This window comes from Nocardia sp. NPDC051052 (genome assembly GCF_044456045.1).
GTDB lineage: Bacteria > Actinomycetota > Actinomycetes > Mycobacteriales > Mycobacteriaceae > Nocardia.
This window is the reverse complement of record NZ_JBITFL010000006.1, coordinates 116,319-140,989: the sequence shown is the minus strand read 5'-3', so window position 1 is coordinate 140,989 and position 24,671 is coordinate 116,319. Positions and strand designations below refer to the sequence as shown.

Annotated in this window: 21 protein-coding genes; 7 read left to right on the top strand and 14 right to left on the bottom strand. The window is 65.7% G+C overall.

Annotated features, from left to right (window positions below; translation table 11 throughout):
* Nucleotides 1–101 precede the first annotated feature (101 nt).
* Both katG and ACIBCN_RS21790 read right to left on the bottom strand, forming a co-directional pair.
* Nucleotides 102–2,330, bottom strand: coding sequence for a catalase/peroxidase HPI (gene katG / locus ACIBCN_RS21795; protein WP_396993440.1), 2,229 nt, complete (start codon nucleotides 2,328–2,330; stop codon nucleotides 102–104).
* Between the two features lie 35 nt (nucleotides 2,331–2,365).
* Nucleotides 2,366–2,782, bottom strand: coding sequence for a Fur family transcriptional regulator (locus tag ACIBCN_RS21790; protein ID WP_396993924.1), 417 nt, complete (start codon nucleotides 2,780–2,782; stop codon nucleotides 2,366–2,368).
* A 143-nt stretch (nucleotides 2,783–2,925) separates the two neighbouring features.
* Between ACIBCN_RS21790 and ACIBCN_RS21785 the strand changes: the two genes are divergently transcribed.
* Nucleotides 2,926–3,063, top strand: coding sequence for a hypothetical protein (locus tag ACIBCN_RS21785; RefSeq protein ID WP_396993439.1), 138 nt, complete (start codon nucleotides 2,926–2,928; stop codon nucleotides 3,061–3,063).
* A 193-nt stretch (nucleotides 3,064–3,256) separates the two neighbouring features.
* A complete protein-coding gene (locus ACIBCN_RS21780) occupies nucleotides 3,257–3,562 on the top strand; it encodes a hypothetical protein (RefSeq protein WP_396993438.1) in 306 nt (101 codons plus the stop codon).
* Nucleotides 3,563–3,624: 62 nt separating this feature from the next.
* On the opposite strand, the gene ACIBCN_RS21775 is transcribed toward ACIBCN_RS21780, so the two are convergent.
* Nucleotides 3,625–3,954 carry a plasmid stabilization protein gene (locus tag ACIBCN_RS21775; protein WP_396993437.1) on the bottom strand — a complete coding sequence of 110 codons (330 nt, stop codon included), beginning with the start codon at nucleotides 3,952–3,954 and terminating at the stop codon, nucleotides 3,625–3,627.
* Between the two features lie 109 nt (nucleotides 3,955–4,063).
* Between ACIBCN_RS21775 and ACIBCN_RS21770 the strand changes: the two genes are divergently transcribed.
* Nucleotides 4,064–4,255 carry a hypothetical protein gene (locus ACIBCN_RS21770; protein WP_396993436.1) on the top strand — a complete coding sequence of 64 codons (192 nt, stop codon included), beginning with the start codon at nucleotides 4,064–4,066 and terminating at the stop codon, nucleotides 4,253–4,255.
* Nucleotides 4,256–4,539: 284 nt separating this feature from the next.
* On the opposite strand, the gene ACIBCN_RS21765 is transcribed toward ACIBCN_RS21770, so the two are convergent.
* Both ACIBCN_RS21765 and ACIBCN_RS21760 read right to left on the bottom strand, forming a co-directional pair.
* Nucleotides 4,540–5,055, bottom strand: coding sequence for a hypothetical protein (locus ACIBCN_RS21765; RefSeq protein WP_396993435.1), 516 nt, complete (start codon nucleotides 5,053–5,055; stop codon nucleotides 4,540–4,542).
* Nucleotides 5,056–5,112: 57 nt separating this feature from the next.
* Nucleotides 5,113–8,013, bottom strand: a complete 2,901-nt coding sequence (locus ACIBCN_RS21760) for an ATP-binding protein (RefSeq protein ID WP_396993434.1) — start codon at nucleotides 8,011–8,013, stop codon at nucleotides 5,113–5,115.
* Between the two features lie 296 nt (nucleotides 8,014–8,309).
* Here ACIBCN_RS21760 and ACIBCN_RS21755 point away from each other — a divergent pair, with 296 nt between their 5' ends.
* Entirely contained in the window at nucleotides 8,310–9,209 is a 900-nt protein-coding gene (locus ACIBCN_RS21755) for a YihY/virulence factor BrkB family protein (protein WP_396993433.1), read from the top strand.
* A gap of 55 nt (nucleotides 9,210–9,264) precedes the next feature.
* Here ACIBCN_RS21755 and ACIBCN_RS21750 read toward each other — a convergent pair whose 3' ends face one another.
* Entirely contained in the window at nucleotides 9,265–10,677 is a 1,413-nt protein-coding gene (locus ACIBCN_RS21750) for a threonine/serine exporter ThrE family protein (protein WP_396993432.1), read from the bottom strand.
* A gap of 729 nt (nucleotides 10,678–11,406) precedes the next feature.
* Here ACIBCN_RS21750 and ACIBCN_RS21745 point away from each other — a divergent pair.
* Nucleotides 11,407–12,228 carry a phytanoyl-CoA dioxygenase family protein gene (locus ACIBCN_RS21745; RefSeq protein ID WP_396993431.1) on the top strand — a complete coding sequence of 274 codons (822 nt, stop codon included), beginning with the start codon at nucleotides 11,407–11,409 and terminating at the stop codon, nucleotides 12,226–12,228.
* Nucleotides 12,229–12,244: 16 nt separating this feature from the next.
* On the opposite strand, the gene ACIBCN_RS21740 is transcribed toward ACIBCN_RS21745, so the two are convergent.
* From ACIBCN_RS21740 to ACIBCN_RS21710, 7 genes are all read right to left on the bottom strand, one after another.
* A complete protein-coding gene (locus tag ACIBCN_RS21740) occupies nucleotides 12,245–14,188 on the bottom strand; it encodes a YhgE/Pip family protein (protein WP_396993430.1) in 1,944 nt (647 codons plus the stop codon).
* Entirely contained in the window at nucleotides 14,185–14,862 is a 678-nt protein-coding gene (locus tag ACIBCN_RS21735) for an ATP-binding cassette domain-containing protein (RefSeq protein ID WP_396993429.1), read from the bottom strand. Before ACIBCN_RS21735 ends, ACIBCN_RS21740 begins: the two co-directional genes overlap by 4 nt.
* Before the next feature lie 127 nt (nucleotides 14,863–14,989).
* Nucleotides 14,990–17,491: a molybdopterin-dependent oxidoreductase gene (locus ACIBCN_RS21730; protein WP_396993428.1), complete on the bottom strand. Its 2,502-nt coding sequence runs from the start codon at nucleotides 17,489–17,491 to the stop codon at nucleotides 14,990–14,992.
* A gap of 227 nt (nucleotides 17,492–17,718) precedes the next feature.
* Nucleotides 17,719–17,991: a WD40 repeat domain-containing protein gene (locus ACIBCN_RS21725; RefSeq protein WP_396993427.1), complete on the bottom strand. Its 273-nt coding sequence runs from the start codon at nucleotides 17,989–17,991 to the stop codon at nucleotides 17,719–17,721.
* 26 nt (nucleotides 17,992–18,017) lie between these two features.
* A complete protein-coding gene (locus ACIBCN_RS21720; protein WP_396993426.1) occupies nucleotides 18,018–18,332 on the bottom strand; it encodes a threonine/serine exporter family protein in 315 nt (104 codons plus the stop codon).
* Between the two features lie 2 nt (nucleotides 18,333–18,334).
* Entirely contained in the window at nucleotides 18,335–18,505 is a 171-nt protein-coding gene (locus tag ACIBCN_RS21715) for a hypothetical protein (RefSeq protein ID WP_396993425.1), read from the bottom strand.
* Between the two features lie 2 nt (nucleotides 18,506–18,507).
* The gene (locus ACIBCN_RS21710) at nucleotides 18,508–19,155 is read right to left on the bottom strand and encodes a hypothetical protein (protein WP_396993424.1); all 648 of its coding nucleotides are present in this window, start codon (nucleotides 19,153–19,155) and stop codon (nucleotides 18,508–18,510) included.
* Between the two features lie 1,008 nt (nucleotides 19,156–20,163).
* On the opposite strand from ACIBCN_RS21710, the gene ACIBCN_RS21705 reads away from it, so the two are divergent.
* Nucleotides 20,164–20,643, top strand: a complete 480-nt coding sequence (locus ACIBCN_RS21705; protein WP_396993423.1) for a hypothetical protein — start codon at nucleotides 20,164–20,166, stop codon at nucleotides 20,641–20,643.
* On the opposite strand, the gene ACIBCN_RS21700 is transcribed toward ACIBCN_RS21705, so the two are convergent.
* Nucleotides 20,628–24,203 (bottom strand): CHAT domain-containing protein, encoded by a 3,576-nt coding sequence (locus tag ACIBCN_RS21700; RefSeq protein WP_396993422.1) that lies wholly within the window; start codon nucleotides 24,201–24,203, stop codon nucleotides 20,628–20,630. The genes ACIBCN_RS21705 and ACIBCN_RS21700 overlap by 16 nt on opposite strands.
* A 113-nt stretch (nucleotides 24,204–24,316) precedes the next feature.
* Here ACIBCN_RS21700 and ACIBCN_RS21695 point away from each other — a divergent pair, with 113 nt between their 5' ends.
* Nucleotides 24,317–24,670 (top strand): hypothetical protein, encoded by a 354-nt coding sequence (locus ACIBCN_RS21695; RefSeq protein WP_396993421.1) that lies wholly within the window; start codon nucleotides 24,317–24,319, stop codon nucleotides 24,668–24,670.
* The last annotated feature ends 1 nt before the right edge of the window (nucleotide 24,671 follow it).

Here is a 24,671-nt window from a genome sequence, read left to right as displayed (position 1 = left end):
GCCGCTTACCCGGCCCGCTATCTGGCAATCGCGCACGTCAGGCCTGATCGGAACGAGACCGGGCCGGCCCTGAAGGACCGGCCCGGTACTTGTCGCGATGCTCAGGCGAGGTCGAACCGATCGCTGTTGACCACCTTGACCCAGGCGGCAACGAAGTCGTTCACGAACCTCGCGCCGGCGTCCTGCTGCGCGTAGACCTCCGAAATAGCACGCAATTGCGAATGTGCCCCGAAGAGAAGGTCATTGGCGGTGGCGGTCCAGGTGGACTTACCGGACCGATCGAAACCCTGATAGACGTTCTCCGCCGACTCGGACGCCTTCCATTCGGTGTTCTGGTCGAGCAGGTTCACGAAGAAGTCGTTGGTCAACGTGCCAGGCCGGTCGGTGAAGACGCCGTGCTCGGTGCCGCCGTGGTTGGCACCGAGGGCACGCAGGCCGCCGATCAGTACCGTCAGCTCCGGAGCCGTCACGTCGAGCAGGTATGCCCGTTCGAGCAGCAGGCGCTCCAGCGGCGCCTTCTCGCCGGCCCGCACATAGTTGCGGAACCCGTCGGCCCGCGGCTCGAGTACCGCGAACGACTCCACATCGGTGCTCTCCTGCGAGGCATCGGTGCGTCCGGGCGCGAACGGCACCGTGACGTCGTGCCCCGCGTCCTTGGCCGCCTTCTCGACCGCGGCGGATCCCGCGAGGATGATCAAGTCCGCCAACGACACCTTCTTCCCGCCGCCCGCCGAGCTGTTGAAGTCCTGCTGGATCTGCTCCAAGACCGGCAGCACCTTGGCGAGCTCGGTGGGTTCGTTGACCTCCCAGCTCTTTTGGGGCTCCAGGCGGATCCGGGCGCCGTTGGCCCCGCCACGCTTGTCGGTGCTGCGGAAGCTCGACGCGGCCGACCACGCGGTCTTCACCAGCTGCGAGATCGACAAGCCGGACTCGAGCACCTTGCTCTTCAGCGCCGCGGTGTCCTGTTCGTCGATCAGTTCGTGATCGACGGCGGGAACCGGGTCCTGCCACAGCTGCGGTTCGGGGACCCACGGACCGAGGTAGCGGCTGACCGGACCCATGTCGCGGTGCAGCAACTTGTACCAGGCCTTGGCGAACGCCACGGACAGTTCCTCGGGATGATCCAGCCAGCGGTGGGTGATCTCGCGGTAGATCGGGTCCTCGCGCAGCGCGAGGTCCGAGGTCAGCATGGTGGGTACCCGCCCGGGGCCGCCGAACGGATCCGGGATGGTGCCCGCGCCCGCGCCCTCCTTCGGCTGCCACTGCCACGCACCGGCGGGGCTCTTGGTCAGCTCCCATTCGTAGCCGTACAGGTTCTGCAGGAAGCCGTTGCTCCACTGCGTCGGGGTGGCGGTCCAGACGACCTCCAGACCGCTGGTGATGGCGTCTTTACCCTTGCCCGTGCCGTGGCCGCTCTTCCAGCCGAGACCCTGCTGCTCGATGGGCGCGGCCTCGGGCTCGGCGCCGACCAGATCGGCGTCACCCGCACCGTGGGTCTTACCGAAGCTGTGACCACCGACGATCAGCGCGGCCGTCTCCTCGTCGTTCATCGCCATGCGGCCGAACGTCTCTCGGATATCCCGTGCGGACGCGACCGGGTCCGGCCTGCCGTTCGGTCCCTCCGGATTCACATAGATCAAGCCCATCTGGACGGCACCGAGCGAGCCGGACAATTCCCGGTCACCGCTGTAGCGTTCGTCGCCGAGCCAGGTGTCCTCGGGACCCCAGAAGACCTCTTCCGGCTCCCAGATGTCGGGGCGGCCGAAGCCGAAGCCGAAGGTCTGGAACCCCATGGAGTCGAGGGCTACGTTGCCGGCGAACACCAGCAGGTCGGCCCAGGAGATCTTGTTGCCGTATTTCTGCTTGACCGGCCACAGCAGGCGGCGCGCCTTGTCCAGGTTGGCGTTGTCCGGCCAGCTGTTGAGCGGTGCGAAGCGCTGTGCGCCCTGACCGCCGCCGCCGCGTCCGTCGGCCATCCGGTAGGTGCCCGCCGCGTGCCAGCTCATCCGGATGAACAGGCCGCCGTAGTTTCCGTAGTCGGCGGGCCACCAGTCCTGCGAGTTGGTCAGGACCGCCGCCACGTCGGCCTTCAGCGCGTCGACGTCGAGCTTGCCGAACTCCGCGGCGTAGTCGAAGTCCGCACCGAGCGGGTTCGACTTGGACGAATGAGCATGCAGGACCGAGACATCGATCTGCTCGGGCCACCAGTCTTTGTTGGTGCGGGGGCGATGGTCGGTCTGCGGTGTCGGAGACGGGATCGCCGGATTCTCACTCTCGCTTGCGCTTCGAGTGTCGGTGTCAGGAGTGGGTGGGCGGCTGTCGGATGGCACGGCATTCCTTCCTACATGGGTGGTGCGGGCTGTGGTCAGGGAGCGGTGGGGGCGGCACGTGCTGCCGCGCAGGCGGGGCAAAAACCCCAGTAGATGACCTCGGCCTCGTCGATCGTGAAGCCACTGTCGTCGGACGCGGACAAGCACGGGGCCTCGCCGACGGCGCAATCCACGTCGGCGATCACGCCGCACGCGCGGCAGACGACATGGTGGTGATTGTCGCCGACCCGCGTCTCGTAGCGGGATACCGAGCCGGACGGCTGGATGCATCGGAGCAGGCCAGCGGCGGTGAGGGTGTGCAACGAGTCGTACACCGCCTGATGCGACACCGCCGACAGGCGGGCTCGCACGGCGTGGATGATCGAATCCGTGTCAGCGTGCGGGTTTTCGTGCACGGCGCTGAGCACCGCGACACGAGGCGCGGTGACGCGCAGTGAAACCCCCCGGAGCATCTGCTGGAATTCCGTGGCCGTGGGCACGCACGAAAGTCTTGTCCGCGTTCTGGAATGAGTCAAGCATGCGCCACGCGTACGTCGCCCTCGATGATCGGCGTTGCCCAATGAATAACTATGGGTGTGCGGGGTAGGGCCATCTCATGGAAATACTCGTGATCATCGCCTTGGTGGTGCTCGTCGTGGCGGTAGTGGTGTCGCGCAAACGGTGGGGCAAACGGCGTGGCACGTCGCTCTCCACCGGCAACCCTTCGGCCAACGAAGGTAACGACAAGATCTGATCGCCTTGGTCGGACGTGCACGCCTGGTCCATGAGGACGATCACACCACTTTCCCGCGACCCTCCGGTTACCCCTGAGCGCGGTGGGTAGCGCGTAACTGCGGCTGATCGGGATTCATCGATCCGATGAGCACGCGTCCGAAGCCGACGCGGGCAGGTCCCCTGTCCACGAAGGCCCACAAGCGAGGAGCATCATGGTTTCCCACGACGTCATCGCCCAGCTACGCCAAGACATCACCACCGCCGCCGACGCCGGAGACGAGCCGACGGCCGATCGCCTGCGCGATGAACTCAGCGCAGCGATCGATGCGATCGACAACGCCGATCCCGGCCCCGGCGCGTCACCTGATCTCGCAGGTACCGGTGCCGCACCACAACCACCCGACGGGGTCCGCCGCGCGGCCGGCGACCTCGGTCCCGGTAGCTATGACGGGAGCGATGATTTGGCCGCGAACATTCCCGGGTCCATCCCCGAGGACGTACAGGAACCGCCGGACTGAGTTACCCCATCGGTACGGAGCCGCCCGTCGGGTGGCTCCGTACGCCGACGATGGTGTGTCACTCAGTTTCGGCCGAGTGCGCGGGCCAAGTCCGCCTTCGACATTTTCGAACGGCCGTCGATGTTCTTCTTTTTCGCTTCGTTGTAGAGCTGGTCCCGAGTCGGGCCTTTCGGCTTGTTCGTGCCCGACCGCTCGCCACCGCGCTGCTGCGGCGATTTGTCTTGCACCGAGGAGCGGCTGGCTGTTTTGGTCTGCCCAGCCTGGGCTCGATTCTTGTTCACGGTGCGCGCGGCGATCTCCTTCGCCCGCTTGGTGGACGCGCCCTGCTCCTTCTCCGAATCCTTGATGTGCTCGTACTGCCGATCCTGTTTCGCTGTCCATTCTTTCGGCATGTCGATCACCTCCTCGACCACGAATACCCTGGCGAACTCATCACAATCTTCCCCGGCGCGGCATCCGAAACGCCTGGATATCCGCCGCGGAACTGGTGGAATTGTGCGAGTGCGAGACGACGAGGTCCGCCTGCTGGCCGACGCCTTGGAGTTCGCCGATCGCATCGATGTGACCAGGGCCCGCGCGGCACAGTCCGACGCGGCACAGCGCCTGACGACCGATCGCGAAAATGCCGCCGCCCGAGCCGCATTGCAGCGCGCCAACCTCCGACTAGCGGTCGCGACCCGCATCCACTCCTGACCAGCAATTCCATGGGGACGGTCAGATCATGCTGCTCCGATCGGTCGTCCTGCGCCGAGCACTCGGCCGGACGGCAAGCCGACCGCGCCGATCAGCGCGATGCCGGCCGGGGCCGACCGCATCGACCACGCCGATGTGTTGCGTGCCGGGCGGGGCAGCTCTTCGGGATGTTCGGGAAGTCGTTGGTAGTAGCGAATGCATCTGCGGCGCAGGCCGATCCAAGCCAGCGAGCGTTCCACCAACCAGCGGCGCGGCAGCACGACGAAGCCGGGGCGGCGAACGATTCAGCTGACATGCGGCTCGTGACCTCGACCGTTCCGCGGCGGCGGGTACCGGGCTGTCGTGCGTTTTTCCGGTGCGAACCTGCGTAGCACCGGTACACCGAAAACTTTCTCCCCTGGGCGGGGAGGTAGGCCACCCACGCCGTGCACCGAGTTACTGGCATACTCCGAGAACAGCTCGCTGTCGGACACGACGTCATCACCTTCCCGCCGGAAGCGCCGAACAGTGACCTTGGAACTTGCGACGAAACCGGATCCGAACACGCCGCCTATCAGCTCCAGCAGCAACAAGGGCACAGCGGCACCGTCATCCAGGTCACCGTGGCTGGGCACGGGCGCGATAGTCAACCCGCCGGTGAAATTACAGTCCAGTTCCATCCGCTCTACACGTTCGAAAAAGATCTCATCCCGGTACTCGAGATCCCCAAAGGCATTGCTGCGTAACAGTAATTCGCTATGACCGACCCCGTATCGCCAAACGCGAAAGTCGTTGTCAGTGGTAAAGGGCAAGCTGCTCACCCAATCCACAATGCCACCATCAGAGTTGATGCGCACCGACGCCACAGCGGGTCGTAATCAGCGCACGCTGCGCACCGCTTCGCTGAACATCTGGTGGAGCTCGGCCGCGGTCGACGCGCGGCCCATTCGCTCGGCCGGGGAGCCGTGTTGCTCCTGCTGCAGGGACCGCATAAGCTCCTCGCCCGCGTGACCGGCGAGGTGGGCATACCGTTGCGGGTCGTCGCCGATCCGGATGGCTTGGTCGATTACCCACGCGCGCAACGCGATCGCGGGTTCGCGCAGCTCCAGCGTCGCCAACGCGTGGGCGCCGGCGTAGATGACGCCGAGCAAGTCGAAGGCGTTGCCTCGCTTCGCGAAGACCGTCCATGCGCGTTCGATGGCGAGCAGGGCGGTCCTGGCCAGGGCCGGGTCCGGGTCGGCGCGCAGCAGATTGCGCGCGAGCACCACGTCGGCGGTTCCCTGAACCCAGGTGAACCCGCATTTCGCGGCGTGCTCCCGCGCCGCGCTGAGCATCGCCTCACCGTCGGCCTGTTTGCGCTCCAGCAGCAGCGTCGAGCCTTCGCAGAGCATCGCACTCGCCCGCATCCAGGGATCGATAGGCCTATCGGCGCTCTCGGCCTTGAACCAGTCGACGGTGGCTCGCGCGAGCCGCGCATCCCGGAGCACCAAGGCGCCGCCGACTCGCCTCAGCAGCGCGACGAGCAGCACTCGGCCCGCTTCATCACCGGCCGGATCGTCGCCCAACTCGACGATGGCCATATCGGCGAAGCGAACAGCCTCGGCTGAGTACCCGCGTTCGAAGCAGATGGACGACAGTGCGATCAGCCCGCGAGCCCGCGCCACGACGGCGGAACTCGGGCATGCTGTCAGCGCTGTCTCGAGCAAGTGCTTTCCGCCCGGCAACGCATCGAGACCCATCTCGACCCATTCGACCGAGGAAGCGGTCCACATTGCCGCGACCGGGTCGTGCTCGATGTCGTATTCGATGCCCACGCGGATATTGGCCAGCTCGGCGCTCAAGGCCGGGAACGCCGAGCCGACCCGCAGAAACGGCCCCTCCGCGACGAACCCGGCGATCAGGCGGCGCACCCAGGCGGCGTGTGCGGCTTCGGTGGCGGCCGGGTCCTTGTCGATGTCGTGGCAGTAACGCCGGACGGTCTCCAGCATGCGATATCGGGTCGGCCGAGTGGTCACGTCGGCGCCGATGACCGAGCAATCGACCAGTGCGGCAAGCACCGCGAGGACGGCGCGATCGCGGTGCTCCGGTGGCTGCACCGCCATCGCGGCCTGCCAGGTGAACCCACCCTCGAACGGCCACAGCCGCAACAAGAATGCCCGGTCCGCGGCCGCGAGCCGATCGACGCTCCAGCTGATCGCGGCGGTCAAACTCGCGTGCGGCGAGATCGATCCGAGCGGAGTGGCGCCGAGGACGTCGAGGCGATCGCGCAAATGCGTGCGGATGTCGCGCGGTCCGAAGGCTCGTGCGCGCGAGGCCGCGAGTTCGATCGCCAACGGGAGACCATCGAGCAAGCCGCAGATTTCGCGGATCGCGTCGAGCTCGACCGGCGCGAGGTCGCACCGTGCGCGGTTGGACCGTACCCGATCGAGGAACAGTTCGACCGCCGCGCCATCGCCGCCGTGCTCGTCGACTATCGGTAAGGGGTCGAGGGGCATGATGTGCTCGCCGTCGACGCCGAGCACGCGCCGGCTGGTGGTCAGGATACGTAGCCCGGGACAGCCGTTCAACAATGGCAGGACCAGCTGCGCCGCGGCGTCGACGACGTGCTCGCAGTTGTCGAAAATCATTAGGCCCGTGCGGTTTTCCAGCACCCTGCGCAGCTGCGAGACGGCTGCGTCATCGATGTGGACCACCCCGACGGCCTCCGCCGTGGCAGCGATGACCGCCTCGGCGGTGCGCACGTCGGCCAGTCGCACGAACCACACCTCGCGATCGGAATTAGCGGCGTGCTCCACCGCGAGCCGGGTCTTGCCGACGCCCGCGGGGCCGAGCAGGGTCACCATCCGGCTTTCCGCCACCGACTCGGCCAGCCGTTGCAGCTCACGTGATCGGCCGATCAACGTCGACAGCGGCTTGGTGACCGCCGGGGTGGCGGACTCGGGCCGCGCCGGTGGCGGTTTCGGCGATCCGACGGCCAGCAGGCGCGGTTCATGAGCCAGCATTTGCTGTTCCAGCGAGCGCAGCACCGGCCCCGGCTCGATGCCTAGTTCGTTGATGAGCAGTTCCCGCACGCGACGCAGCTCGGCCAGCGCTTGACTTTGTCTCCCACTGCGATAAAGGCCCAGCGCCAGCAACTCCCACCGCCGCTCCCGATAGGGCGCCTCGGTGACCGCCTCGCTCAACGACGCGACCGCCCCGGCGATATCACCGCAGGCCAACCGCGCCGCCTGCAGCTCCTCGACGGCGACCTCACGAAGTTCGACAAGCTTGGCCCGGGCGCCCGCCAGTGCCACTGAATCGCCGAGGTCGCACCACGGATCGCCGCGCCACAATGTCAGTGCCGACTCGAAGGTCTGTACCGCGGCGGCCGCGTCATCCTCGGCCAGCTGTCGCAACCCCGTCGCCACCGCGGCGACGAATTGACCGCGGTCGGTCCAGTCCGGCGGGATCACCAGCGCGTAACCGGCGGTCGTGCGTTCCAGGTATCGCCGCCCGATCGGACCGAGCGCGAGACGAAGCCGGGAGATGACGACACTCAACGCTTTGGCCATGTGCTGGGGCTGGTCGTCTCCCCACACCAGTTCGGCCAGGCGGCCGTCGTTGACCGGTGCGCCGTCACCGAATGACAGGGCTGCCAGCATACGACGACCCGTGGGACCGCCCAGATCCACGACGGTACCGTCGATCCCGACTACCACCGGGCCGAGGATCCGGCAGGACAGCACATCGTCAGGATATCGGTGCCGCGACATCGGGATGCGGATACGGCTGAGCAGCACGAGTCGAAGTGGGCTGCGATGCGGTTGCTGGGGTCGGGGCCCCGGAAACGGTCCGCAGGAACACCGCAACCGGATCCCGACCAGGCGTGGCGAACGCCGCATAGACCGGCCTCGACGCCGATACCATCATCGATCAGCTCGAACACCAAGCATCCCAGCAATACTCGCCGCACGCCTGCGTTCCTATGTAGGCCGCACGAGCCCTGGAATAGCCGAGCGAGAGATGAGTAGCCGAATTGGTCGCCAGAGTCGATCGGTTCCAGCGACGCCACCGCGGGTCGGGGTTTGCGCTGGCAGTGATCTATAAGTTCGTCGACGATCAGGGCGGGTACCTCGCTGCCCTGATCACCTACTACGCGTTCGTATCACTGTTTCCGCTGCTGCTGATTCTGACGACCGTACTCAGCGTGCTCCTCGAGGCCGACCCGCATCTTCAGCAGCGCATTCTCGACTCGGCGTTGAGCCAATTCCCGGTGATCGGCGGCCAGATCAGCCGCCCGGAGCGGCTGAGCGGCGGCACCGCGGGTCTGATTACCGGAATCACCGTCGCGGCATTCGGTGGTCTCGGCGTATCGGTAGCCGTGCAGAACGCGATGAACGTCGTCTGGGCGGTGCCGGTCAACCAACGTCCGAATCCGTTCATGGTCCGCGTTCGCGGGCTGATCGGACTGCTCGTCCTCGGTCCCCTGATCCTCGGATCGACGGTGTTGTCACAGATCGGCGCCGCGTGGCAGATCGGCTTCGGGTTCGCCTGGCTGCTGGTGCTGGCCTCGGTCATGTTCAACGCGGGGTTATTCGCGATGGCGTTCAAATGGGCCACCGTGCGCCCCTTGAGCTGGCGGCAGGTCGCGCCCGGCGCGGTGGTCGCCGCCGTCGCATGGCAGTTGCTGCAGCGGTTCGGCGCTCTCTATGTCGGCCGGGTGGTGAACCAATCCTCGGACACCAACGGCGTGTTCGCGGTGGTGCTCGGTCTGCTCGGCTTTCTCTACCTGGCCTCGTTCTGCGTCGTGTTGTGTGTGGAGATCAACGTCGTTCGGGTCGACAAGCTCTATCCCCGGGCACTGCTGTCGCCGTTCACCGAAAGTGTCAGCCTCACCACCGGGGACCGACGCACCTACACCGACCAGGCACAGGCCCAGCGCAACAAGGACATCGAGGACATCACCGTCACCTTCGACCAGCCTCCCGAGCAGTAAGTCCGCAACGGTCGATCGCTGCTTACGGCAAGTTGCTGATCTCCGGGGACGAGAATTACGAGTCCGGCTGCCCGTCGTGCCCCGACGCAGTCCGGCGAGGCTCGGTGTCGAGACTCGCCGAACGTATCCGAGTTCGCGTGCTGACCGCACGACGCGCCCCGCCGGTCGCAACGATATCGCCCAATACCAGTCCCGCGCCTATCGCCAACGTGGTGAGCACCGAAATCGCGAACGAAACCCCTGATCCTGGTGCATGTCCGATGAACTGCAGTAGCGAATGGGCAACCGTCAGCGACGGCAGTAGTGCACCACAGAATGCCGGCACAACTATCGACGCCGGCGAAATCCGCATACGCGCCGCCGTCCACGTACTGACCGCGCCGAGCATCGCCGCGCCGAGCATCAAAGACAACTGCAGATTGATATGTGCATGTGCACATAACTGCACAACAATCTGGGTGAATATCGCTGCCACCATAGAAATCGGCACCACCCGCGCGGTGGCTCCCTGGGCGAAGGCATTCGCTGCGGCAGCGATCGCCGAGGCGAATAGCGCCCACCACAGCGTCAGGCCGGTCAAATGGATCGCCGACGGAACGACCTCGAGGTGCGCCCACCGGGTCGAAATCAGGCCCGTCTGAATACCCGTGACCATTCCGAGCACCACCAGGCCGATGCCGAGGCCGCGTATCAAGGCCAGGCTCCGAAATCCGGAAATTGCGTCCTGCGCCGTCGCGACGATCGACGGATGCGGCAGGAGCAGCACCACACACGCGGCGACCATACTTGCTGCCTCGCCCGGATCGAACGGGCTGTAAGCCATCGCCAGGCTGCCTGCCATCGTCGCCAGCGCCATCTGCACAACGGCGACGAAAAATGCCGGAAGATAACGTCTGCCCAGCACCTTGCCGACATACATCAGCACGACCATCAGCACAAATGCGCCAGCGGCCGACCAGTAGGTTCCGCCCGCCTGCAGTGCGACGACAACACCGAGAACTCCCATAGCGCTGGCGACAACTCGAGGCGGCCATCGCGGAGCCGACCGAATCTCCTCGACCAATCGCTGGCTGGCCTGGGTCATATCGGTTTCATGGCCGACAATATCGTCGACAACCCCGTATACATTATTGAGCCGATGTAGGTCGGCGCCCGCGTCACGCACAACCCGCAATCCGGTGATGGTCGGCTCATTGGGCACGGCATACACCATATGGATCGATGAGCCGGGAAAGTCGAGTTCCACGGCTGCCAGATTCCAGGTTGCCGACACCGCCACGATAGCCACCTCGACGCTTCGCGCGTCAGCTCCCGACGACAACATCACCTCCCCCAGATCCAGACAGAAGTCGATGACCTGGCGGGCCGAATATTCTTCCCCGGTCGCGGTCGGTGAAGGCGAGACATCCGAATAGATGCTCCCACGCAGCAGCAACGCGATATCGCGCCGCTGCTCGGCCGTCACCACCCGTGGCCGACGCTGCCGCACGTCATCAGGGTGCTTGGCGACCGATTTGCGAGGCCGCAGCCCCGGTGCTATCGCGCGTGCCGAGCCGCGACCGTCGTTCTCGACGCGGTCGGCTGGTTTAAGAAAGCGTCCGAAACGGATGCGTCCCATACCGGCCTACTCGGCCCGTCCGTATGCCCCGCGCCGTCGCCTCGGTGCGCCTACCGACACAGCGTGGTCGATGATCTGCCCATCGTCGACTGCGCTACGGCATGCGCGAATTTCCCGGTACACATCAATAGCGCTGGGCATGATCTCCAATCCACGCCTGGACGGATGCGATGGCGAAACCAGCGACGATGCCGCGAGGGTACCCGGCCGCTCGCGCCAAACCCCGACAGCAGTGGCCCCACGCGCGTGTCCCCAGCATTACCGTCGAATTGCCCCTCTGCAATGGAAGTACCTCGAACTGTGACGACACTAACCAGGGCTCAACGATCCGAGCGGCAGCCAAATAGCCCATCACAACCGGACGGAGTCCGGCGTCACCAACACCCACGACAGGTACCGCCGTAAACGGAATCTCCCTCGTCACCGAAGGTCAGACGGTTCGCGCGCTTCCCCTCATCGCGCGGAGACTGGACCATAGAGGCAGCGCCAACCGCCCGACAACAGGAAATCAGTTTCAACAATCAGTTACCCGTTGAATGGAAGAGAACGCCGGTCCGCACCAGGCGAAAGGTGGGCAAGGTGACACTCGATCGTGGACAGATCAGCAGATTCATCGAGGACGGTTTTGTCCGCATCGAGGGGGTTTTCTCGCGTGAGATCGCGCAGCAGTGCTTGGAGATCATGTGGCCCGACACCGGATGTGACCCCGACGATCGGGCCGGCTGGATAACGCCCATGATCCGATTGCCCGGCTACGACACCGAGCCGTTCCGTACAGCAGCCCAGATGCCAGTGCTGGAACAGGCTTTCGACCAATTGGTCGGGCCCGGCCGGTGGGTGCGCAGGTCCGGCATCGGTGCCATCGTGGTTCGCTTTCCGCACGCTGACCCGCCGCGCGATGACTATTGGCACTTCGAGGGCAGCTACCTACCCGAGGGATGGACAGGTCACTCGTTCACCAACTACCGCTCCCGCGCTCGCGCCCTATTCATGTTTGTTCTGCTCACCGACGTCACCGACCTCGACGCGCCCACCCGAATTCGCGTCGGCTCCCATCTGGCCGTGCCACCTCGCCTACTCCGCTATGGCGACGAGGGCATCGACGCTACCCGGATCGATGAAACCGGAGTCCTCGAGGCGACCGCCGAACTGCCGGTCACCCAAGCCACCGGCGCCGCGGGTGATGTCTACCTGTGTCACCCGTTCCTGATCCACGCCGCCCAAGCACACCGGGGAACCACGCCGCGCTTCATGGGGACCCCCACCCTGGAACCGGTCGTGCCACTGGAACTCGATCGCCTCGACGGTGCATACTCACCTGTCGAGGAAGCCATCAGACTAGGACTCGGCGTCAACATGGCCGCTTCCCACTCCGAGAGCGGTACCCGACAAACAGGCTGATCCCAAGGCAAGGCACTCAGATCTCGACGGCGGGATGGAGGCGGTCGAGGGTCCAGATTCGTTGCCGGTACACGGCGAACGTCGTGCAGCCGAGGGACACCAACAGGAAGGCGAGCAGAATCGCGATGTCGCGCAACAGATTGCCGGTGAGTCCGCCGGAGACGGTGACTCGCAGGCCGTCGACGAGGTAGGTCATCGGCAAGAGCGGGTGCAGCATGCGGAACGGCGCGGGTGTCGTTTCGACCGGATAGAGGCCGCCGCACGAGGTCAGTTGCAGAATCAGCAATACCAGCGAAAGGCCCTCTCCGACAACGCCGAACGCGACCCGCAGGAAGTGGTCGATCGCGACGAACGCGGCGGCCGCGAGGATCATCAATCCAGCCGTCCATATCGGGTGCACGGGATTGAGCCGCAACCCGACCTGGACGACGCCGTAGAGGATGAGTCCGCCCGCGACGGCAAGCCCGGCCACCGGGAGCCAGCCCGCGACGGCCACGGTCAGCGGGCTGATCCGGCTGGCCACGGCGCGCTGATTGAGCGGTTGAATGAACAGGTACGCCAGCAGTCCGAGGACCCACAGCGCGATCGCGAAGAAGAACGGCGTCAAACCGCGCCCGTACAACCCGGCCGGGTTGAGATTGTGGCTGACGATGCCGACGGGCGAGCCGAGCACATCGGCCGCGGCGGCGGTCTGTTCGGGGCTGGTATCGGGAATCTTGGCCACGGCCATGTCGACGGTGTCGGCGACTTTGGTTGCGCCGGAATGCAATTGGTCCGCACCGGTCTGCAACGTCCGACTGCTCGCTTGCAACGACGCGAGGCTGTTGGTGATCTGCACGGCACCACCGGAGACGACCGTGGCACCCGCGGTGAGCGCGTGCAGTGGCGCCGCGGCGGCACGCAGATTCTGCTGCACGACATCGACATTGCCCGCGAGCTGGCCGGCCTTGTCGCTGGCCTGAACAGCGGCGTCATGGGCCTGCCTGGCCGTGTCCGCCGCGTTGCCCGCGGTCGTCGCGATCGTCTGCGCATGGTCGAGCGCTTGCCGGAATACCGGGTCGGCCAGTAATTCCGGGTGCGCGACCGCGAGTTGACGCAGCTCGGCGTTGCCCTGGCCGGCTTGCTGGCGCACCAGATCGACACCGCCCGTGACGAGTTCGAGCGACTGCGCGGCGGCGCCGGTCGCGTTCGACAGCGCCCCGGCCGCCGTCGGCAGCGTCGCGGTGCCGGTGTCGACGAGCTGATTCACCGCGACGTCCACCTCGTTGCTCGCCTGCGCGAGTTGCTGTACGCCGTCGGTGATTTGGGCCGCTCCGGCGGTCGACCCGTCCAATCCCGCGGCCAGCGCGGTGGTGCCCTGCTGCGCGAGCACCGACGAGTCGACCAGGGCGTGCACGCCGGTCGCCGCGACATCGAGTTGTTGTTTGACCAGGGTGAGGTCGCCGTAGATGGCTTTGGCGTAGGCCGCGTGCGCGGCACTGTTCACCTGGTTCTGCAGTTCGGAGCGCGCGACGTCGGCGACCACACCGACGATGAAGTTGTTCGCATCATTGAGAGTGATTCCGAGAGTGGCCCGTTCGGGGATCGGGTGCTCCGCGCTGATCAGTTTCCGACTGAAATCCGGCGGGACGGTGATGGTGAAGTAGAACCGTCCGTGCACGAGTCCGTCCCGGGCCTGGTGCCGATCGACGAAGTGCCACTGGAACTTCGGGGTGGCGCGCAGTTGCTGCTCGAACTGTTTGCCCGCGTCGACGACCTGACCGTTCGCGGTGACCGGCTGGTCCTCCACGACCACGGCGACCGGAATCTGGTCGGTCTTACCGTAGGGATCCCAGTTCGACCACAGATACAGCGACCCGTACAGCAGCGGCACCAGCGCGAGTCCCACCGGAACGAGCCTGCGCAACAGCGGACCGCGGAATCGCCGGAATTCGAGCAGCGCCAGACGTAGTGCCTTCACACATTCTCCTGGAGGTCGGGCAACTCGGCATCGCGGGGGTGGGCGAGGGTGATCACGGTGACGCCATCCAGCGGTGGCGGCTCCGACGCGGCGGCGATCACGGTGCAGCCGTGTTCGGCCAAGGCGCGCAAGCACTCCCAGACCCACCGCGCCTCACCGCTCGTGCAGCCCTCGCCGACATCGTCGACGACCACCACGCCCGGCTGCTGCGCGGCCGCCAACGCCACGGCAAGCACCACCTGTTCGCCCGGCGCCAGCTCACCTATCAGCAACCGCGCGGCGGGCATGGGCGCACCCATCGCGGCGTAGGACGCGGCCAAGTCCGGCTCGGTGAACCGCGGTCCCCCGATCAGCACGCGCTCGTCGATCACCTCGCCGACCCGAAGCCGCGGATCGAGCGCACAGCCGGGATCGAGCCGCGCGACCGCAACGAGATCCTGGATCGCGCGCGGCTGTTCGTCGTAACGCCGACCGCCGACGAGAAGGCGACCGGTCACCAGCCGCAAGCGGCCCGCCAGCGCCCACAGCAGTGACGTGCGCCCCGAGCCCGCCGACCCGACCACCACGGCGAGTTCACCGGCGGCGATCTCGAGGTCAACGTTCTCGAAGGCACACCCCGCCGACCCGCGAGCAGCGAGGTTGCCGGCAACGACATCAACACCCACCCATGTCACCCGACCGAGCATAGAGACCGTTCCGTACGCCGAGGGGCAATGCCGCACCCCGGCGATTCCAACGGTGGTTCCGCGATTCGAGGGGCGCATCCACCGGACAATGTCTGGGGCAGTGAACCCCGATGCGCTACGTCGCGGTATCGGCCGGGGTGGGCTCCAAGCGGGCAGGCACGTACTTGTGCCAGGGTGTGCCAGCGAAGTCGTCTTTGAAGTGTGTGCTGGTCAATTCGTTGGGCGCGATGCCTGCCGTGATCACCCCGCCGTCTTCGGTGGGGAAGTCCAGGCCGAGGCCGTTCGGCAACGCGATATTGCCGGGGCGCATCATGTCGCTGACTTCCACCGTGACGAGTGCCGAGCCCCCATGGGTTGTCAGGCGGGCCTGAGCCCCGTCGGCGATGTGCAGGCGCTGGGCATCTTCGCCGTTGATGCGTAGGTGGCCGTCGCGGTCGCGGCGTCGCCAATCAGGGTTGCGGAAGATGGCGTTGGCGGTGAACGAACGGCGCTCACCGGCGGCGAGCACGAGAGGGAATTCATCGCTGGTCCATACCGATTGGGCGGTATCCAACCCGCGGACCTGCTCGAGGAGGGGATCGATGGCGATGGTGAACCTGCGATCCCGCCCCTTGACGTAATGCCAGACGTCGTCCCAGGTGTCCTCGGTGAACACCACACCGGTATCGGCGTCGAGGATCGCGTCGAACAGTTTGTTGCCCGGCGCGAGTCCCTTCCCGCCGAACCCCGCCCGCGCAACAGCCTTCGGATTCCCCATCGCGCACAACTGCGCGGCACCCCACAACACCGCAGCACCGCGCATGCGTGGGGGCAGCGTTTCGCCGAGGGTCTCATAGAGCAGGTAGGGCAGTAGTTTCGCGAGGGCCGGGCGAGCCGCCACGGCGGCGAACATACTGACACCGAAGGTATCGCGGCCGCCCCGTGCGGCCCGCCGGAGCCGGTCGAGAGTGGCTTGATCGACGGCTTCCATGCGGCGTAGCAACTGCGCGTATATCTCCGGCTCGGACAGCGTCCCCCGTAGTGGGTCGAGAACGGGTTTGCGTAGATGGAACACATTGCGCGGGAACTCGAAATTGAAGAAGGTGGCTTCCGGTTTCTCGAACTGGCTCGACGCGGGCAGGACGTAGTCGGCTTGGCGGGCGGTTTCAGTGAACGCCACATCGATCACGACCGACAGTTCCAGGGCGCGCATAGCGGCGCGGAACCGTTTGGAATCTGCCAGTGAATGCGCTGGATTGGAGCTGTCGATCCACATTGCCCGGAATCGATCAGGGTGGTCGGTGAGGACCTCGTCGGCGATGGAATTGCACGGGACCAATCCGGCGATGATCTTCGCCCCGGTGACCGGCGTGGTTCGCCCGCCACCGTCACCGCGCATGCCGCTGTTCATTCCGCCGAGCGCACCGCCCATGAAAGGGGTCAACGCTTCGAGCGTCAGTCGAGTACCCGCGGCAACGGCGGGCCGCAACGCAGCAATACTCGCGACCGCAGGCAATGCCCTGCTCAGGACGGTCGCGCCGGTCCGCAAGGCCCGTGCCGCAGCCTTGGTACGTGCCCTGGCGAACGCGTTCGGCGGTTTGCGCGGGCCCGAAGCCTGCCCCGCCCCACCGGTGGCGAGCGCGACGAAGGAGGAGTGCAGGAACATCGTTCCGGGACGGCCGAAATTGCCGGTGAGGATCCACAGCAATTTGTTCAAATAGGACACCAAAGTGCTGTTGGGCGCCTGTTGGATTCCTAGATCCTCATACACGCACACGCTCGCCGCAGTAGCGATTCTTCTTGCCGCCGAACGGATTTGCGGCTCCGGGACACCACTGGTGTGCGCAAACGCCGCGATATCTACGGCCGCGAACGCGGCAGCCACCTCGGCGTATCCCTCGGTATGCGACGAGAGGAAGTCTCGGTCGACGAGGCCCTCCTGCACCAGAACCGCGACCAGTGCCGCCATGAGCCAGGCGTCGCCGCCCGGGGTGACCTGGAGGTGGTGATCGGCCATTGCCGCGGTCTCGCTCACCCGCGGATCCACTACGATGATGGACCGCTCCGGGTCGGCGGCGACCTGCTTGAGGACCGGCCGGGCGCGGGGGAAACTGTGCGACTGCCAGGGGTTCTTGCCGACGAATACCAGCACTTCGGCATGTTCGAAGTCGCCCTTGGTATGACCGCCGTAGAGTCGCCCGTCGACCCACATCTCCCCGGTCTTCTCCTGTGCGAGCGCATTGGACTGGTACACCGATCCCAGCGCACCGCGCAGAGCGAGTTGATTCGCGTTCCCCAGGTGATTGCCCTGACCGCCACCACCGTAGAAGAAGATCTTGTCTCCACCGTGTCGAGTCTTGATGTCGAGAAGTTTGGCGGCGATCTCGTCGAGCGCTGTGTCCCAATCTATTTCGACATAGGCGCCATCGGCAGCCCGCTTGAGCGGGGAGGTGAGTCGATGCGGGCCGTTCTGATAGAGGTCCAGCCGCATGGCCTTCTCGCAGGTATAGCCCGCCGAGGCTGGATGGGTCTTGTCGCCGCGAATCTTCGCGAACCGGCGACCCTCGAGCTCGACGGAGATGCCGCAGTTGCACTCACACAACACGCACGCGGTGTTCTTGGACTCTGCCTCGGGCATCGAAACCTCCGTGACCTGCCTGATGCTGCCTACGAGGGCATCTCATCAACCAAGATATGGGTTATGCCATACCTCTTAATTATGAGAGGGACCATAACATGGCTGATCGACGTCCACGCGGGTGGCGCCGGCACTGCCAGTGCGTTGGCGTGGGTCGGTGCGCTTGGTGGGATCGGTCCGGCGCGCGGGCGACCGTTCCTCGAACTCGAGCGGGTTGCGGACTCGGGTCAGCAGGGGGGATTGCGGGTGAGTTCGGGGATTTGCCGGTGCCATTCCTCGCCGCTGATGGGTGGGGACACCGTGGCGCAGATGCGGCGGACTGCGCTGGCTGAGGCAAGGGTGCGGCCGTCGGGGCTGAACGCCACCGCGTACACGATATCGGTGTGCCCGGCCAGGATACGAGCCTGAAGGCTCCGTTCCGGTGCGATGATGTCCCATAGCCGCACGTCGTGGTCGGAACTTGCGGTAGCTAGCCTGTGGCCGTCAGGGCTGAACGCCACCGATTTGACGGTGTCGGTGTGCCCGGTCAGCAGCCACCGAAACTCAGGACGGTGCGTAACGCGCCGTCGAGCAGCGACGCCTTGATGGCCAGCAACACCATCACCGCCACCAGAAAACTGGACGTGACCGGTAGTAGCGCCCGCAGGGGCCCGCTGCGACGCGCGGCGATGGTCAGCGCCATCACGATCAGCGAGCCGATACCGGCGACGATGATACTGGCCAGCACCGGTTGCAGGTATAGGCACAGCCCCACACCGACCAGCAGCCCGGCGAGGTCGGTGACCCATCTCGGCACGCGAGCCGGCCTGCGACGGATCTTGTCGAGGCGCTGATCTTTCATCTCTACCGCTCGGCCGGTGGTGCGAGCCAGGTGACAGCGCCTACGGTCAGGGCTTCGACGCCGACGCTCGCGGTTTCCGCGTGTTCACCATTGACATCGACATTGCGCCACCCGATGTCCTTCGCCGAGTGCACCACAATCCGTGCGCCGCCCCCTACATCGTGGTCGTCCATCGTCAATGAGGGTATGGCGGGAGACCGACGATATCGACGTTACTGGGGACCTTCCCGGACAACACGTCGGTGTTCCAGTGCCTGACAGCCTCGTCGTCCAACCATGGGTCATCGATCTTCAACTGCCTAGCCTGGATGGCGTCCCAGAAGTTCGGTGCGAACATTGTGCCGTTAACGCCGTGGTAGTTGCCGATGTTGCGGGCTCGCTTGGATACCAACATCTGCAACTGCCAGCCACCGGCCTGTCCGAGGGAGTCCTTGATGTCAGCCAGCCGGTCGACGATCTCCTGCTGATCCGGCGTTGGCTTGGGCGACTGTCCCATCAGTCCAGCTGCGGTGGAGATGGGGTCGCCGAGGCTCCAGAGCCCGCTGTCACCCTCGAGGGTCCGGAGGGCTTCGGCCGCTTCGCGGGCAAGCGGCTCGAGGGCATCGTCCAAGCTCCGCGCGGCGAGGACGGCCAGCCGTCTAACGTATCGAGCGTTTTCGATGTTGAGGATCAACTCTTCTCCGGGCTCCACCGAACGCAGGAACTCTGCCAGCAGCTTGGCGTGAGCCTCGTCGAGACGGCGGTTTCGCTTGACTTCGTGGCGCTGACGTTCCTCCTTCAACGCCGCTCGTGCCTCGCGTCGAGCAGTCCACGGCCACCGCATCCTCTTATTCTCAATAGCGTTGCGCTGGAATGCAACACATCCGGGCGAACTAGCGGCCGTTGCGGCAGGAGACCCGGAAAGACTTTCTGTCCCGTGAAACTCGAGAACTGCCGCACTGGCGGAACATCCTCGAACCGAGTCCCCCACCAGGTCGCGCAGTCCGCGAATCGGCACCGTGGAGGAACTCGCCGCGCTGTTCGTCAGACGCGCGCTCGTTGAATTTCGCTGGCCCGCTGGCGGATTCGTCGTCGACCGACTGCCTGTGCAGTCTGGCTGAATGCATCCGATGCTGGTGCGAGCCCTGCTACCATGACGCTCGTGGGCGGGCGCGAGAACCTTCAACCGGGCACACCGGCTCCGGCCGATGGTACTTATGTGTGTGGGTACTGCGGCCCAGGGGGACTCGGGGAAACTCTGGTTCGCGGCACGCGGGGTCTTTCCGGAAAACCGAACGCAAAGACACCTCTGTCCGACAAGGAAAGTGTAGGTCGGTTCAAGGCGGGCACCCCGCTACCGGAATGCCCGACGTGCGGTCCGGCCACCGGTTGGGATTTCATCACGGGCACCGTCGACGACTACCGGCGGAAAAGACTGCAGAGCCAGCAGAGTATTTTCGCGACGCTCGGCATCGACAGCGCGCCAAGGCGCCGTCGGTGGTGGCTGTTCGGCCGCGACTGACGCGGTGCCGGTGAGTCGCGCCGAGTATCCGTGCGACTCGGCCCTCACTTCCTGACCACAGTGCACTGCGCGACGGGATGACAGCCGTGAGGAGGACGAACTGTGGGCTGGTTGCGAGACAGGCTTTTTCGTCGGCAGTGGCCCGGTGCGGCGGTCATCTGTGTATGCGATTCGTGCGGCATCCGCCTCGAGCGTGTCGCAGGCTATTTCCTGACGACCAGTGAAGTGGTGCAATCCGAAGGGTATTGGGTGAAGCGGTTCCGGTCGATTGCCGCGATGAGCGCGGCCTTCTCCGAATTAACCGGCGGTTCAGTCGAATCCGACTCTTCGATGTTCGAGGATGATGTGCGGGTCGTCATTGATGATCGCACGCCGTGGTGTATCTGCGAGGAGTGCAGCGAGCTGTTTGTCTTCGACCGAGACCTGGCGCGCAAGCACGCTGTCGAGAACACGCGCCCACTCGGCACCGGTCCAGCCACCGTGCCGCTCGCGGCCGGATACGCGGCCGCAGCATGGCAGCGAGTTCACGGTAGCTGGCCGTCCGGGTTTGTCGAGCTCGCGGTGCTCGATCGGTGTGACCTGTGCCGGAAGCCGATTCGGTCCTTCGAATTGTCGGCGACCTTGCCGTTGGCCGTGGTTTCGGCCTGCCGTGATCACGGGATTCTCGAGTGCAATCCCGAACCATTGCCGCGCTCCGATATCGGCGGTTGGCTGTGCTGCCGGTCCTGCTTTGCCGGGTTGGGTGCCCGATCTCATCGGCTCGGCTATTCGCTCGGTATGGATGAGCCGACCGATCACGGACCACTGTGAATCAGAGACGCCCACATGTCCGGCCGGTTGGGAAAGCGTTCGCGTAGCTCGCGGGTCACTCGATTCAGGACATCTGCGGTCTCGGTGGCGTCGGCGGGAGGCGGTAGGTGGCGGTAGAAGTCGGTGGCGGCCTGCGCGGCGACGGCGTCATCGAGTGGCCAAAGGCTGGCCACGACATGCCGGAACCCCGCCAGATGAAACGCCGATGCCAAATGAATCGACTCCTCGACGTGGTCCCAGCCCCGATGTGCGGTGGAGCAGGCCGACAGATATGCCAGTTCGGCACCGTCGAGCCGCAGTCTGCTGATGTCTGTCACCGTAAGAGTTCCATCCTGCAGCAGCAGCCCGCTCAGCGATGGGGTGGTCAGATCGGCGTAGGCGTGACAGGCGAAATGGACCCAGTCGACGGTGTGCAGCGCGGTGACCACTCCACCGATTGTGGCGTCCTGGTCGATCAGCGCCGACGCGCCGGCGTCTCCCGCCAGTAGCTGGGTGATTTCGGCAACGGTTCCGGGCAGGTCGGGCAGGCCGGGTGTGCGTTCGAGTGCGACGGTGAGTTGCCGCCGGTAGTTCGACGGCGGCCGGGATCGGATATGAGCGAGGGCGCGCAGCGTCGGCGTGTAGGAGGACACGCAGTGGTCGAGTGCGCAGGCGCCGCCGACGTGACCGGCGGCATGCAACGGGAACAGGCCGAGCAGGCCGGTGGGCAACCACCACACGCGTGGCTTCTGTTGTCCCGCTTCGAATTGCGTCGCGAGCACGGCCGAGATGGGTTCGACGACCGTGTCCCAGAGCCAGCCCAAGATCTCTGAGACGACGCGCTGTCGACGCAAGCTACGGGTGAGCCCGGCGTGCGCACCCGCGGTGGTCGCGTCGTGCAAGTCGATCGCATAGGAGCGGACGTCCGCGGCGGTGAGCGCGGGCAATGGAATCAGGATGGGGTCAGAGTCGGCGGGCACGATGATGGCATCGCTTCGTCGCCGACCCGAATTGACAAGGACAACAGCACCACCGGCCGCGGCACAGCGCAACTCGGTCAGTTCGGGCGGTAGCAGGAATCGTTCCAAGCCTGGATAGCCGCGGATTTCGACGAGCAGCGCCTCGAGGTCGACCCACCATCGCTGGCGTGTCCGGCTGCGTTGGATGACATCGACCGGTGCGGTATCCGCAGGCGGGTCGGGGCTGTTCACCAAGTCGAGGATGCGCCGCAATTCGGCCGCGAGTTCCGGGCGATCGCGGTCGAGGCCGAACAGATCGGTGCGCGCGTCGAGCGCGCTCCCGAGCAGGATGCCACGGCTTTGTTCAGCGGCTTCCACGGCGCCGATGGGATCGTCGAGTGCACAGTGCGCGGCGACCGCCTCACTGGTCAGGTCGAGGTTCAGTCCGAGGTGCTGGCGGAACCGCTGCTCTTGGTCTGCCCGTGGCGCTGCCTTCGGGATGACGGATGGCAGCAGCCGGACCGCCGCGTCGAACTGGTTCACCGCGATCTCGTGTTCGCTCAGCATATCGGCGAGGACACCCACCGACCGGTGGGCTCGGACACGGTCCTGCGGTAGCTCGTTCACTACGGCGAGTTGATCGACCAGTGCCCGCAATCGGTCGGAGCCGATGGATAGGCCGGTATCGATGGCGAGCCGGTAGGAGCTGGCCAGGTTGCCGATCACCACAGTGCGCGGACCGCCGGGTCCGGTGTCGCGGGCCGCTCGCTCGAGGATCGAGATCGCTTGCCGCAGATCGTCAATCGAACCGCCGTGGTCGAAACGCATGGTGTAGGCGGAGCCGAGGTTGCACAGCACCGACGCGAGGGCCGGGTGTCCGTCGGGGCCGGTAGCGACCGAGTTCTCGAGCAGGTCGATCGCCTGCCGCAGCACCTGGGTCGCCGATCCTCCGGTGGCGTTGAAGAGGTCGAGGTACGCGTTGCCCAGATCGTTCGTCACGCCGAATCGGTGCGGATGGTCCTCGGGCAGCAGAGTGCGGGCTTCCCGATAGTTTTCGATCGCCGCCCGCAGATCGCCCGGTGCAGCGGACGCATGGAAACGGGATTGTCTGGCGTGTCCGAGCGACAACAGCAAACCATGGCGTTCGGCGTGGATGTCCGGCATGGCGGTGAGCGCCTGCTGGTGGTAGTCGATCGCCTGGTCGAGGTCGGCGAGTAGGCCGCTGACGCCGAAGCGGTCACGATGGACGACGGCGAGGTTGGCGAGCCGGATCGGCCGTGCGTGGTGTCGGTGCGGGGTCGCCGCCACTGCCCGCTGGTAGCAGTCGGTGGCCCGGTCGAGGTCGTCGGTTGCCGCGCCGATCTGAAAGCGCCTGCGAAGGGCGTTGCCCAAATTCGTCGATCGCGTCGCGTACATGACGTCGGCGGGAGTGGTTGCGGCGACTGCTCGCTCCAGGAGGGCGATGCACTGATCCAGATCCTTCGCGGCGCCGAATCGTTCGTAGCGTGCCAGGTACGCGCTGCCGAGATTGGCCGAGATCGATGCGACGTCGTCATCCTCGGCGCCCATGACCGCCTGCTCGAGATGACCGATGGCGCTGCTCAGGTCTGCCTCCGCACCACCGTGCAAGTATCGGCTCAGTAGCGCCATACCGAGGTTGCTCGAGTTCCGGACGCCGTCCGAGGATCCGAGTGCGACACCGCGCAGTCGCTGCTCGTGGTACTGGATGGCCCGGTCGAGGTCGGCGATCGCCCCCGTCTGTCGATGGCGCTCTCGATAGGCGATGCCGAGATCGCTCGAGGTCAGCGCCTGCTCGGTGGAGCCCTCGGCTGCCGCAGCCGCCGCGTGTTCCAGATGAGTTATCGCCTCGTCCAGATCGGTTCGCACACCGGTGCGACGGTGGCGCAACAGATAAGTTCGGCCGAGATCCGCGTGCAGGAGGTGTTCGTCGGGATGCCCGGCCGAGCCGTCGAGCACCACCTGGTACATGCTGATCGTTGCGTCGAACGCGGTGTGATCGGTGCTGTCGATGATGACGGAGCGGAGTTCGTGCAGCGCGCCCCGGGTACCGAATCGGGCCGGATCGGTGGTCCGCGTGTGCTGAGCCGCTTGGCGCCAGCGCAGCACGACACCCGTGCCACCGCAGGATGCGCATTGCACGGGCTCGTCGTGGTTCGAGGCCAGTACCGCGGTGCCGCATTGTCTGCAGAAATCGGTGTCGGCGTCGGACAGCATCTGCCGAGCCTGCCAATGCCCGAGGAAGGCGGCCCTGGCCAGGTGCAGGTATCCCCGATCGTGATGCCCGAGCCGAATCAATGTCACCCCGAAGACGTGCTGGGCGTCGACATGATCGGGCGCGAGACTGAGACAGTAGGCGATAGGAAGCAAAGCACGGTGGTAGTCGCCGAGTTTGAAATGGCTGGCGCCCAACAGATATTGGCCATTGGGCGTGTCCGGAGCCAGCGCGGTCGAGCGTTCGAACGCCTGGGCGGCCTGCGCGTAGCGTTCATCGCTGAACTTCTTCTTGCCGTCCTCGAACCATTGTTCCGCGGTGCGGCTGCGCTGCCGATCCTCGTCAGGGTCGACCGGTGCAGGCTCCGGGGCGCGCCGCCAGAATCGCATCCTTCGACCTCGGTTTCCAATCATGATGGGTAACTTCAATTTACGCGGGACCGATCCCGAGTAGCGTCAACGGTTGCCGATCGACTCCCACGAAACTTGCCCGGAGATGAGGAATGGTGGAAGCGAGGGAACGACACGCTCTCACCGTGCTGTGCGGTGAAATCACCGAACTCCGCGCGGAATGCGCGCTCCAAAACGAGGAGCGCCAAAATCTGCTCACGCGCATAGAGATCGAGGCGCGCGCCCGGCGCCCTGTGCTCGGTCTGCTGCGTGAGCTGCTCGGCGGAGTCCAGGAGGAGACGGCCCGAGTGTTGAGCGCAGGCCTGCCGGGGTCGAGCCACGGGCAAGCCGACGAGGAACGCTTCGGCTGCTCCGACGGCGCATGTGACCGGATGTGTCACGCACTGCCAGCGGGCCCGGTCCCACGATGCCCACTGACCGGCGAGCCGATGCGGCGGCGGCTCTGAC